Source organism: Streptomyces tagetis (genome assembly GCF_018069565.1).
Taxonomy (GTDB): Bacteria; Actinomycetota; Actinomycetes; order Streptomycetales; family Streptomycetaceae; genus Streptomyces; species Streptomyces tagetis.
The window spans coordinates 951275-963413 of sequence record NZ_JAGPNL010000001.1 but is presented as its reverse complement, the minus strand read 5'-3'; the positions used below and the strand labels follow the sequence as shown (position 1 = coordinate 963413).

Here is a 12139-nt window from a genome sequence, read left to right as displayed (position 1 = left end):
CAGCGGTGGTGGTGCCCGGGACGGACGCGGACTCCCGCATCCACGCCCGCCCCGGGGTCTGGCGGGCCGCGGTCAGGCGGCCTCGGGCCGCGCCCGGCGGGCCTCGCGGATGATCTCCGCGTACCGCCGGCCGCTGGCCTTGACGGTGCGGGCCTGGGTCGCGTAGTCGACGTGGACCAGGCCGAAGCGCTTGTCGTAGCCGTACGCCCACTCGAAGTTGTCCAGCAGCGACCAGGCGAAGTAGCCCTTCAGCGGGACGCCCTTGCGGGCCGCCGAGGCGCACGCGGCCAGGTGGGAGACGAGGTACTCCGCGCGCCGCGGGTCCTCGACCGCCCCGTCGGGGCCCGTCTCGTCGGGGAACGAGGAGCCGTTCTCCGTGACGTACAGGTTCCGCGCGCCGTACTCCTCGGCGAGGCGGATCAGCAGGGCCTCCAGGCCGCCGGCGTCGATCTCCCAGTCCATGCCGGTGCGCGGGACGCCGACGCGGCGGACGGTACGGACGTGGGGGGCCGGTCCAGCGGGGTCGTCGGCGACGGTCTGCGGGAAGTAGTAGTTGAGGCCGAGCCAGTCCAGCGGGGTGCCGATGAGGTCCATGTCGCCGGGCTTCTCGGGGAGTTCGACGCCGTACACCTCGCGCATGTCCGCGGGGAAGCCGCGGCCGTGGACCGGGTCGAGCCACCAGCGGTTGGTGTGGCCGTCCATGCGCCGGGCGGCGGCCCGGTCCTCGTCGCGGTCGGTGGCGGGGTGGATGGTGGAGAGGTTGTTGACGATCCCCACCTGGGCACCGGGGGCCTCCGCCTTGATCGCGGCCATCGCCAGCCCGTGGCCGAGCAGCAGGTGGTACGAGGCGCGCACGGCCGCCGTCAGATCGGTCCAGCCGGGCGCCATCACGCCGTCGAGGTGGCCGATCCACGCCGAGCAGAGGGGCTCGTTGAGGGTGGCCCAGTGGCCGACCCGGTCGCCGAGGCGGGCGGCGACGGCCGAGGCGTACGCGGCGAAGTGCTCGGCGGTCTCCCGCTCGGGCCAGCCGCCCCGGTCCTGGAGCGCCTGCGGCAGGTCCCAGTGGTAGAGGGTGACGGACGGGGTGATGCCGGCCTCCAGCAGGCCGTCGATGAGCCGGTCGTAGAAGTCGAGGCCCTTGTCGTTGACGGGGCCGTCCCCGCCCGGCCGGACCCGGGGCCAGGCGACCGACAGGCGGTAGGCGTTGGTGCCGAGCCGGCGCATCAGGTCGATGTCCTCGGGCCAGCGGTGGTAGTGGTCGCAGGCGACATCGCCGTGGTCGTTGTTGTCGATCTTCCCGGGGGTGTGCGAGAAGGTGTCCCAGATCGACGGCGAACGGCCGTCCTCCGCCACGGCTCCCTCGATCTGGTACGCCGATGTGGCCGTGCCCCACAGGAAGTCGTGCGGGAGTGCGGCGAGGTCGATGGTCACGGGGTTCCTCTCGTTGTCACGGGGTGGGTCGCTGGGCGGCTCGTGGCCGCCGGGGCGGGTCGGGCCGGATCACCGGCCGTCCGGCGGCTGGTGGCCACCGGCGGTCGGACGGGGGGCGGTTGGCGGTCGGGCCGCCGTGCGGGCCGCTGATCGGGCCGCCGTGCAGGCCGCCGACCGGGCCGCCGACCGGCGGAGCGTGGCCGGCCGTCCGGAGGCCGGTCGCGGCCCGGCGGTACGTGGCCGTGGGAGGGGCGGTCACTTGACGGCTCCGGCGGTCAGGCCGGCGACCAGGTAACGCTGGAGAAGGAGGAAGCCCGCCACCACGGGCACGCTGACCACCAGGGAGGCGGCCATGATCTGGTTCCAGTAGACGTCGTTCTGGGTCGAGTAGCCCTGGAGGCCGACCGCGAGGGTGCGGGTCGTCTCGTTGGTCATCACCGAGGCGAACAGCACCTCGCCCCACGCGGTCATGAAGGCGTAGACGGCGACCGCGACGATCCCCGGGACGGCCGCCGGGACCACGACGCTGATCAGCGCGCGCAGCGGCCCGCAGCCGTCCACCATGGCCGCCTCGTCCAGATCGCGCGGCACCGAGTCGAAGTAGCCGATCAGCATCCAGATGGAGAAGGGCAGGGAGAAGGTCAGGTACGTGAGGATCAGCCCGCCGCGCGAGCCGAACAGGGCGATGCCGGTGGCGTTGCCGATGTTCACGTAGATGAGGAACAGGGGCAGCAGGAAGAGGATGCCGGGGAACATCTGGGTCGACAGGACCGTCACCGAGAAGACCCGCTTGCCCCGGAAGTCGTAGCGGCTGACGGCGTAGGCCGCGAAGACCGCGATCACCACCGAGCAGACGGTGGCCGCGCCCGCCACGATGAGGGAGTTCACGAAGTAGTCGGCGAGCGGGACCGTCGACCAGATGTCGATGTACGGGCGGATCGTCAGCCCGCTCGGCAGCCAGCGGAACTCGCCGGAGACGTCCTGGAGCGGTTTGAGCGAGCTGGAGACCATCACGTACACCGGCAGCAGCACGAAGCCGGTCAGCAGGGTCAGGAAGACGCGGCGGGTCCACAGGAAGGAGCGCGGCGCCGCCATCGGGGAGCGGGCCGGCGCCTTCGGGCGGGTGAGCGGCGGGCGTTCGGCCGGCAGGGTGCTAGACATCGGCCGTCTTCCTCCCTCTCGACGTCAGGAACAGGTACACGCCGGTCACCAGGAGCAGGAAGAGCAGCAGCAGGACCGACATGGCGGAGCCGGTGCCGAAGTTCCAGGTGACGAACGACGACTGGTAGATGTGGATGGAGATCAGGTCGGCGGCCTCCGGGGCCGCCTTGCCGAACAGGACGTAGGGCGTGTTGAAGTCGTTGAACGTCCACAGGAACAGGACCAGGACGAGGACCTGGTTGACCGGGCGCAGCGACGGCAGGGTGATGCGGCGGATCTGCTGCCAGGTGCCGGCGCCGTCCAGGGCGGCGGCCTCGTACAGCTCGCGGGGGATGTTCTGGAGCCCCGCCATGACGATGAGGAAGGCGAACGGCCAGCCCTTCCACACCGAGACGACCAGCAGGGCGATGAAGCTGTTGTCGCCGATCAGCCAGAAGGAGGGCTTGTCGGTGAGGCCGAGCTGATCGTGCAGGACGTGGTTCACCAGCCCGTTGTCGTGCTGGAACATGAACGCCCAGGTGATGACGGCCGCGTAGACGGGCAGCGCGTACGGGACGAGGAAGAGGGCGCGCAGCACTCCCCGGCCGCGGAAGGCGTCCTGCATGCAGACGGCCGCCGCCGTGCCGATCAGCCAGCACAGGCCGACCGACAGGACGGTGAAGACGCAGGTGACCAGGAAGGAGTGGAGCAGCGCCTCGCCGACGGGGGCGTCGAAGTCCACCGACACCCGGTAGTTGTCGAGGCCGGTCCAGGGGGCCGTGCCCCAGTCCCGGATGTAGAACTGGGTCAGCTCCTTGAAGCTCATCACGATGCCGATGACCATCGGCACCAGGTGGACGAGGAGTTCGAGGAGCAGGGCGGGCAGGAGCAGCAGGTAGGGCAGGCCGATGCGGCGCAGGCGGCCGGGGCGGCGGCCTCCGCGCGCCGCCCCGGGGGTGCCCGTGCCGGCCGCCCGCGCGCCCGGCCGGGCCGTGGCGGTCGTGGTGGTCATGGCGGGGTCCGTGGTCGTGGTCGCCGGTCCGCTCACTTCGCCAGCATCTGCTGCTGGGCCTTGGCGAGCCGGGCCTTGACCGACTCGGTGGTCACCGCGCGGCCCGCGGCGGCGTCGGCGAACAGCTCCTTGACGGCGGTGCCGACCGCGGTCTCGAACTGCGACTCGTCGGGCACCTGGGGCAGCGCGGCGGCACTGGTGGCGAGGGTCTCGCGCAGCACGGCGGTGGAGGGGGCGCCGAAGGCCGGGTCCGCCTGGGCCGCCTTGACCGGCGGGATGGAGCCGTACGCCTGGTTGAGGATCTTCTGCTCGGCGTCGCTGGTCATGAACTTCACGAACTCGGTGGCGCCGTCGCGGTTGTGGGTGTTCTTGAAGACGGCCAGGTTGATGCCGGCGACCATGGAGTTGGTGGCCTTGCCGGTGCCGGGGGCGCCGGAGGGGACGGGGGCGGGGGCGACGCCCCACTCGTCGTCCTTCATGCCCAGGGACTTGAAGGTGGCCGAGGCGGTCTGCCACAGCACCATCGCCGTCTTGCCCTTGGCGAAGTCGCTCAGGGACTGGTTCTGCGCGTACTCGGCGTTGCCGGGCGCCACGACCTTGTCCTTGGCCATCAGGTCGACGTACTGCTTGACGGCGGCGACGGCTCCGTCGGAGGTGAAGTCGGGCTTGCCGTCGGCGGTGAAGAAGTCGGCGCCGTGCTGCTTGCCGAGGACGAAGACCTGGTGGATGTTGTTGGAGAGGTTGGAACCCTCCGCACCCAGGCCCCACTTGCCGCCGTCCTTCGAGATCTTCCGTCCGGTCTCGACGAGTTCGTCCCAGGTGGCCGGCGGCTCGCTGATGCCGGCGTCGGCGAACATCTTCTTGTTGTAGTAGAGCGCGTACGCCATCGAGTACAGCGGCACCGCCGCGGGGTCCTCGCCCTGGACGCCGGTCGAGCCGAGCGCCGAGTCCACGAAGCGGTCCCGGCCGCCGATCGCGTCGAAGTTCTTCCCGTCCCAGGGCAGCAGCGCGCCGGTGGCCTGGAGGGAGGCGCTCCAGGTGTTGCCGATGTTGAGGACGTCGGGGCCCTGGCCGGAGGTGGTGGCGGTGAGGATGCGGTTGAGCAGGTCGGACCAGGGGACCACCTCCAGCTTGACCTTGATGCCGGTCTCCTTCTCGAACTTGTCGAGTTCGGGCTGGAGCACCTTCTTGTCGACCTCGATGCTGGCGCCCTGGTTGGAGGCCCAGTAGGTCAGCGTCTTGGGCGAGTCGCCGGACCCGCCGCCGGTGGCGGAGCCCCCTCCGCAGGCCGACGCGGCGAGAGCGAGAGACAGGGTGACGGCGCCTACGGCCGCGGCTCGGATGCTGCGCATGGCTTCTGGGTCCCTTTCCGGGAGTCGAGAAGTCCGAGGACGGCTGGCGGGAGGCGGCGGAGTCCCCGTTCGCTTCCCGAAGCCCCTCATGGCTTAATTTAGGACGTGAGTTAAACCCCGGGAGAAGGGCCCGTCAAGGGCCCGCGCACGGTCGGCGGGCGGTCGGGGCCGTACAGGAGGGGGCCGGATGGCCAGTCACCGCGGGCGGACCGTCCGTGACCTGCGGCGGGAGAGCCGCACCGCCGTTCTGCAACGGTTGTATTTCGACGGGCCGATGAGCCGGCTCGCCCTCGGCCCCGCGGCCGGGCTGAGTTCGGGTTCCGTCAGCAACGTGGTGGCCGAACTGCTGGCCGACGGCGTCGTGGAGGAGGCGGGCAGCCTCGGCACGGACGGCGGCCGGCCGCGCACCCTGCTGCGGATCGTGCCCGGCCGGGGCCGCCTGATCGGCGTCGACGTCGGCGAAACGCGGGTCCGCGTCGAGCTGTTCGACCTGACCATGGTCGAACTGGCCCGCGCGGAACGCCCGTTGCCGGGTCATGGCACCCGCACGTACGACGTCGACGTGGTCGCGGGGCACATCCTGGACGGGGTGGCGGAGGTGCTGGGGGCGGTGGGGGTGGCCGAGGCGGTGGGGGGTGAGGAGGCTGGGGCTGTAGGGGGTGTGGGGCAGGGGGGTGTGGCGGGTCTGGGGGGTGCGGCGGGGCGCGTGGGTCCGGGGAAGGAGGTCGGCTCGGCGGGGCGAGCGGGGGCAGTGGAGCAGGTCGGCTCGGCGGGCCAAGCCGGGCCGGTGGAGGGCGAGTTGCTGGGCGTCGGCGTCGGTGTGCCCGGCATCGTGGAGCGGACCGCCCGGGGCGCCGTCGTGCACGGCCAGACCATCGGCTGGGACGCGGTACCGCTGGAGGCCCTGCTGCGCGGCTCGGGGCGGCTGCCCGAGGGCGTGCCGCTCTTCGTCGACAACGGCGCCAAGACGCTGGGGCAGGCCGAGATGTGGTTCGGCGGCGGTCGCGGGGCGCGCAACGCCGTGGTGGTCCTCTTCGGCTCCGGAGTCGGCGCGTGCGTCGTCGCCGACGAGGTGGAGCGGGGCCGCGCGGTGGAGTGGGGCCACCTGACGGTACGGGTGCGGGGGCGCCGGTGCCGGTGCGGGGCGCGGGGCTGCCTGGAGGCGTACGCCGGTGCGGAAGCGCTGTTGGCGCGCTGGCGGGAGGCGGGCGGACGGCCGCCCTCCGGTGCCGGTGAGGAGGCCGCGCTCACCGCGATGCTGGCTGCCGCCCGGCCCGTCAACGGTGGCGCACCCGACCCGGTGGCGGCGGCGGTGCTGGCCGAGACCGCCGAGTACCTGGGCGCGGGGCTGGCCGACCTGATCAACCTCTTCCAGCCCGAGCGGGTCCTCGTCGGGGGCTGGGCCGGTCTCCAACTCGGCCCGGCCTTCCTGGAGTCGGTCCGCGCCCACGCCCTCGCTCAGGCCCTGCGCCATCCGGCGGCCCGGACCGGCATCGCGCTCGGACGGCTCGGCCCGGACGCGGTGACGGTGGGCGCCGCGATCCTGCCGCTCGCCGCGTTCTTCGCCCGCGGCGGCAGGCGCCCGCCACCCGACTCCCCCACACCGCCCCCGGCCTGGCGGACGGCCCTCGACGGACGCCTGTCCGGCACGGGGCGCCTGTCCGGCACGGGGCGACGGGGCGCCACGCCGGACGGCTGATCGCCGGGTCACGGAGGGCCTTGGGGTGCGTCCCATGTCCGTACGGGAGGGGTGTGCCCCGGCGCCCGTACGGGATGGGATGCCGGAGGTACGCCCGCAGCCGCAGCGGACGTTGGAGCACTGCGTGCCCGCCCGTACGGGACACCGGGTCAAAGGCGCCCCCATCCGTACCGCACGCCGGGGCGGGTGCGTCCCCGCCCCTCCGGTGCGCGATGATGCTGGACCGTCCGCCGACCGGAGGAGCCGCTCGTATGCCCGTAAGTGCCGAGATACCGTCCCCGGCCGGGAGCGAGGCCCGCGCCACCAGCGCGGCCCCCGCAGGAGGGGCGGCCTCCGCCGGGGGTGAGGTCGATACCTCCGGCGGACTGATCATCTTCCTGAACGGGACGTCCAGTTCGGGCAAGTCCAGCATCGCCCGGGAGTTGCTGGCGGTGCTGGAGGAGCCGTACTTCCACCTGCCCGTGGACGCCTTCCACGCGATGCGCACCCGCGGGGAGGCCGACCCCGCCGAGCTGCCCGGCATCCTGCGGCGCACCTGGCGCGGCTACCACCGGGCCGTCGCCGGAATGGCCGCGGGCGGCAACAACGTGGTGGTGGACCACGTCCTCAGTGAGGACTGGCGGCTGCCGGACTGCCTCGGTCTCTTCCCGCCGAGGGACGTCGTCCTCGTCGGGGTGCGCTGCTCCCTTGAGGAGTTGGAGCGGCGTGAACGGGCGCGCGGTGACCGCCCAGCCGGGCTCGCGGCCCGTCAGTACGGACGGGTCCACGCGCACGGCCTGTACGACATCGAGTGCGACACCACCACCGCCGACGCCCGGGAGTGCGCCCGGCGGATCAGCGCCTTCCTCCCCCACCGCCCGCTGCCCACCGCGTTCGAACGGCTCCGGGCGGCGCTCCGTCCCGAACTGCCGCCCGTGGACGCCTGAGCGGGGTCCGTCTCCCCGGCCCGCCGTGAGACAGTCGTCGCCGTGAGCGAATCCTGGGTGATCGAGGAGGACGGCCCCGCCACCGTGCCGTCCGGGGCGGTGCGGGACGTTCTTCGGGCGAGGATCGCCCGAGGGCGGCTGGAGACGTGGCTGACCGGTTCGTCCGGACGGTCGCTGGCCGTCGTGACGAACACCGAGCGCGCGATGGTGGTGCTCCTCGCCCGGGAGGGCGATCCCGGCGAGCACGCGGTGGACCCGGGAGCCGAGGGCTGGAGCGACGGCTACGTCCTCGCCAACGGGCAGGACGACGAGTACCCGGACGAGGACACCATCCCGCTCGACGAGGCGTTCCGGATCGTGGAACACCTCGTCGGCGAAGGCGCCTGGCCCGCCGACGCCCGTTGGGTGTCCGACCGCTGACCAGGCCCTCCGGCCGGGACGCGCGTGCCCGGGGCGGTCAGGCCGAGTCGCGTACCACCAGCTCCGGGGCGAAGATCACCGACGCCGGTTCGGTGCGGTCGCCCCTGATGTGGTCGTCGAGGAGGCGGGCCATGGTGGCCGCCATCTCCTCCACCGGCTGGCGGACGGTGGTCAGCCGGGGCCGGCAGGTGACGGCCACGCTGGAGTCGTCGAAGCCGATCACCGCGACGTCCCGGGGGACCCGCCGCCCGTGCTCGCGCAGGATCTGGACGGCGCCCTGTGCCATGAGGTCGTTGGCGGTGAACACTCCGTCCAGATCGGGGTGTTCGGCCAGCAGCTCGGTCATCGCCGCCATGCCGCTGTCGACGGTGAAGCCGCCCTCGGCCACCGGCACCCCGGTGTGCCCGTGCATGGCCAGGGTCTCCCGGAACCCGGCGAGGCGCTCCCGGCTCGCGGGCACCGCCAGGGGCCCGGTCACCGTGCCGATCCGCCGGCAGCCCCGGGCCAGCAGGTGGTCCGCGGCGAGCCGCCCGCCGTCGCGGTGGGCGAGGTCGACGTGGCTGAGCGGCACGGGGCGAGCGGGCCGGGCGAACAGGACGGCGGGCAGCCGCGCGTCGGCCAGCAGCTCGGGCAGCGGGTCCTCGGGGTGGGTGGAGACGACGAGGGCGCCGTCCGCGCCGCCCTGGCGCAGGTACGCCACCACCTCCCGGCGTGCCTCGGGCGTCTCGGCGAACATGAGCACCGGGTGCATCGAACGCGGACGCAGGTGTCCGACGACCCCGCCGACCACACGGCCGAAGAACGGGTCGGCGAAGACCCGGGTGGCGAAGGCGTTCTGCTCCGCGTCGGAGGCGTCGCCCGCGCCGGAGACGACCAGGGCGACGGTGGTGGTGCGCCGGGTGACGAGCTGGCGGGCGGCCTGGTTGGGCGCGTACCCGGTGCGTTCGATGGCCCGGCGGACCAGGTCCTGGATGGCGGGGTCGACGTTGCGGACGCCGTTGACCACCCGGGAGACGGTGGCCCGCGAGACGCCGGCCTCGCGCGCCACGTCCTCCAGGGTCGGGGCCTGTCTGCTCATGCCCGCACCCTAACCGGCCGTACGGCAGCCGTGGTAGAGCGCTCTCCCGCAGGCCGGGGCGGGGTGCGCCCGCCTCACGCGGGGCCTGGGATGGGCTCGGCCCTCCCTCACACGCGGGGCCTGGGATGGGCTCGGCCCTCCCTCACGCGGGGCGTGGGGTGGGCTCGGCCCTCCCTCACGCGGGCCCCGGGGCGGGTCGCGGGTCCCCATCGGCCGGGCCCGGAGCGGGCTCGGACCCTCACTCAGGCCCCGGAGGTGACGTCGCCTTCCCGACCCGGGTCCCAGAACGGAACGGGGGCCGGCCTCCACATCACCCAAGCCCCGAGGCGGACGCGGGCCCCCTGACCCAAGCCCCGAAACAGACTCGGCCCCCTCGCCCGGCCCCGGAGCAAGCGCCGCCCCCTCACCCGGCCCGGAGCAAGCTCGCCCCACCTACCCGGCCACGGAGCAGGCTCGCCCCACCTACCCGGCCCCCGGAACCACCACCTCCGTCTCCGTGGTGAGCGGCAGATCCCCCGCCGACCGCCCGGCCAGCACCCGGACGCGGCCCGGTTCGGTGCGCCAGGCGTGCTCCCGCACCGACCAGTGGCGCAGCGCCCGCGCCGGCACCCGCACCCGGGCCGTCACCGTCCGGCCGGGACCGGCGTGCACGGCCGCGTACCCGGCGAACCACCGCTCGGGGTACTCGACGGCTCCGCCGGGGCGGGCCAGATAGACCTGGACGACCTCGCGTCCGGACCGGGTGCCGGTGTTGCGTACCCGCACGCGCACCGTGAGGTCGTCGCCGGCGCGGACGGCGGGCGCGACCCGCACCTCCTCCCAGGCCCAGGTGGTGTAGCCGAGGCCGTGCCCGAACCAGTAGGCGGGCGTGCGGTGTCGGCGCAGCCAGCCCCGGTGTCCGACGTGCACTCCCTCGGCGTAGTCGAGTCGTCCGCCGGTCGGACGGACACGGGTGACGGGGGCGTCGGCGAGCCGGGCGGGCCAGGTGGTGGGCAGCCGTCCGCCGGGCTCGGCCCGGCCGAAGAGGACGTCGGCGAGTCCGGCGCCGCCCTCCTGTCCGGGGAACCAGCCGAGCAGGACCGCGCCCGCCTCCTCGCGCCAGGGCAGTTCGACGGGGCCGCCGCTGTTGACCACGGCCACCGTACGGGGGTTGGCGGCGGCGACGGCGCGTACCAGGGCGTCCTGGGCGGCGCCCAGGGCGAGGCTCGTGCGGTCGTGGCCTTCGGACTCGTCGTGCTCGGTGGTGCCGACGACCACGATGGCCGCGTCCGCCGACCGGGCCGCGCGGGCAGCCTGGTCGAGGCAGTCGGCGGTGTCCGGGGCGGGCGGGGCGGCGCTGACGACGGTGGCGCGGCCGGTGCCGGGGGCGAGTTGGCGGCGCGCGACGAGCAACGCGTCCTGTCCGACGGCGAGTTCGGCGGTGGCGCACCGGACGGGCGGGTCGACGTGGATGACGGCGGGATCATCGGTGTCGGGCGGGAAGTCGCCGTCGAGCAGGGGGCGTCCGTCCAGGCTGAGGCTCATCCGTCCGAATCCGGCGACGCCCAGCGTCCAGCGGCCCGCGGTACGGGGGCGCAGGCGGGCGCTGATCTCCACGGTGTGCGCGCCGGGTACGAGGCGGGGCTCCAGAAGGCGTCCCCCGCCCCGGTGTTCGGCGTACAGCTCGGCGCCGTCGGCGTCCAGCAGGCGCAGCAGGACGCCGGGTTGTCCGGTACGCGGGTCGGTGGCGGTGTCGGCGTCCAGCGGGGGCGGCGGGCCGTCCGGGCGGGGGCCGGGGACGTGGACGACGCGGGCCCGGCCGCGCAGCGCGGAGCGGACGCCGTCCAGGACGGAGACCTGCCGCGGCGGGAAGACACCCGCGCTGCCGCCGCCCTGGACCCGGGTACGGGCCGCGTGCGCGCCGATGACGGCGACGGTGCCGAGCCGGTCGGCGTCCAGGGGGAGGACGTCCCGGTTGGCGAGCAGGACCGCGCCCGCGGCAGCCGCACGGCGCAACAGGGCCCGCGCGCCCCGCGTGCGCGCCGGGCGCGGTGGGGCGGACCCCGGGCGCGATGAGGCTGACGCCCAGTCCGGTCCCGGCCCCGGCCCCGGCCCCAGTCCCAGCCCCGGGCCGAGGGCGCCGCAGTGGGCGGCGAGCCGCAGCAGGCGGCGTACCTTGTCGTCGACGGCGGCACCGGGCACCTCCCCGGCGGCGACGGCGCGGGCCAGGGTCTCGCCCCAGGGGCCTTCCGGGCCGGGCATGGCGAGGTCGAGCCCGGCGCGTGCGGTGGCGTGGGTGTCGCGGACGGCGCCCCAGTCGGAGACGACGACGCCGTCGAAGCCCCATTCCGTCTTGAGCGGGTCGGTGAGCAGGGTGCTCGCGGTCATGGTGATGCCGTCGACCGCGTTGTAGGCGGCCATGACGAGCCGGACCCCGGCGGCGACGGCCGTCTCGAAGGGGGCGAGGTACACCTCCCGCAGGGCCCGTTCGCCGACGCGTACGTCGACGGTGAGCCGGTCGGTCTCGGAGTCGTTGGCGACGTAGTGCTTGGCGGTGGCGGCGACGCCGTGCGCCTGGATGCCACGGATCAGGGCGGCGCCGGTGCGGCCGGTCAGCTCCGGGTCCTCGGAGAAGCACTCGAAGTGCCGGCCGCCCAGCGGGCTGCGGTGCAGGTTGAGGTTGGGGGCGAGGACGACGTGGACGCCCTTGCGGCGGGCCTCGGCGGCGAGGAGACCGCCGAGGCGTTCCACCAGGTCCTCGTCCCAGGTGGCGGCGAGCGCCGTGGCGGAGGGCAGCAGGAGGGAGGTGACCCGCTCGTCCCACGCCTCCCCCCGTATCCCGGCCGGCCCGTCCGACAGCACCAAAGGTCCAAGCCCGACGGCCGGTTCGGCGCGGGTGCGCCAGGTCGTGGCGCCGCCGGGCAGCAGCGCGCGGGTGCGCGGTGCCAGCGTGCCGAGCAGCCGCTCGGTCTCCTCGTCGCTCGTCCCCACCCGGGGTCTCCCTCCCTCTCCTGTGGTCTGCCGTATCGATGGCGGGGACGACTGTGGCTGCGCCGAATCGGACGACGGGTACGCCCGCGACCGCTGCGTATCGGCGCCGCT

9 protein-coding genes are annotated in these 12139 nt (G+C 74.2%); 3 read left to right on the top strand and 6 right to left on the bottom strand.

Translation table 11 applies throughout. From position 1 onward, the window contains the following. Positions 1–72: 72 nt before the first annotated feature. The 4 genes from J5Y05_RS04110 to J5Y05_RS04095 all read right to left on the bottom strand — a co-directional run bounded on the left by J5Y05_RS04110 (position 73) and on the right by J5Y05_RS04095 (position 4935). On the bottom strand, positions 73–1431 hold the full coding sequence (locus J5Y05_RS04110) for a GH1 family beta-glucosidase (protein WP_210868348.1): 1359 nt from the start codon (positions 1429–1431) through the stop codon (positions 73–75). Positions 1432–1686: 255 nt separating this feature from the next. Continuing rightward, the gene (locus J5Y05_RS04105; RefSeq protein ID WP_210868347.1) at positions 1687–2592 is read right to left on the bottom strand and encodes a carbohydrate ABC transporter permease; all 906 of its coding nucleotides are present in this window, start codon (positions 2590–2592) and stop codon (positions 1687–1689) included. Then, complete coding sequence (locus J5Y05_RS04100) at positions 2585–3583, bottom strand: carbohydrate ABC transporter permease (RefSeq protein ID WP_210868346.1); 999 nt, start codon at positions 3581–3583, stop codon at positions 2585–2587. Before J5Y05_RS04100 ends, J5Y05_RS04105 begins: the two co-directional genes overlap by 8 nt. Before the next feature lie 32 nt (positions 3584–3615). Beyond that, positions 3616–4935, bottom strand: a complete 1320-nt coding sequence (locus J5Y05_RS04095; RefSeq protein ID WP_210868345.1) for an ABC transporter substrate-binding protein — start codon at positions 4933–4935, stop codon at positions 3616–3618. A 187-nt stretch (positions 4936–5122) separates the two neighbouring features. On the opposite strand from J5Y05_RS04095, the gene J5Y05_RS31540 reads away from it, so the two are divergent. The 3 genes from J5Y05_RS31540 to J5Y05_RS04075 all read left to right on the top strand — a co-directional run bounded on the left by J5Y05_RS31540 (position 5123) and on the right by J5Y05_RS04075 (position 7980). Continuing rightward, positions 5123–6634: an ROK family protein gene (locus tag J5Y05_RS31540; protein WP_247614021.1), complete on the top strand. Its 1512-nt coding sequence runs from the start codon at positions 5123–5125 to the stop codon at positions 6632–6634. 251 nt (positions 6635–6885) lie between these two features. Further along, entirely contained in the window at positions 6886–7560 is a 675-nt protein-coding gene (locus tag J5Y05_RS04080; protein ID WP_210868344.1) for a chloramphenicol phosphotransferase CPT family protein, read from the top strand. A gap of 42 nt (positions 7561–7602) precedes the next feature. Continuing rightward, on the top strand, positions 7603–7980 hold the full coding sequence (locus J5Y05_RS04075; protein ID WP_210868343.1) for a hypothetical protein: 378 nt from the start codon (positions 7603–7605) through the stop codon (positions 7978–7980). A 37-nt stretch (positions 7981–8017) separates the two neighbouring features. Here the strand turns inward: J5Y05_RS04075 and J5Y05_RS04070 are convergent, their stop codons facing one another. After that, on the bottom strand, positions 8018–9058 hold the full coding sequence (locus J5Y05_RS04070) for a LacI family DNA-binding transcriptional regulator (protein ID WP_210868342.1): 1041 nt from the start codon (positions 9056–9058) through the stop codon (positions 8018–8020). Between the two features lie 462 nt (positions 9059–9520). After that, positions 9521–12028, bottom strand: coding sequence for a glycoside hydrolase family 3 C-terminal domain-containing protein (locus tag J5Y05_RS04065; protein ID WP_210868341.1), 2508 nt, complete (start codon positions 12026–12028; stop codon positions 9521–9523). Positions 12029–12139 lie beyond the last annotated feature (111 nt).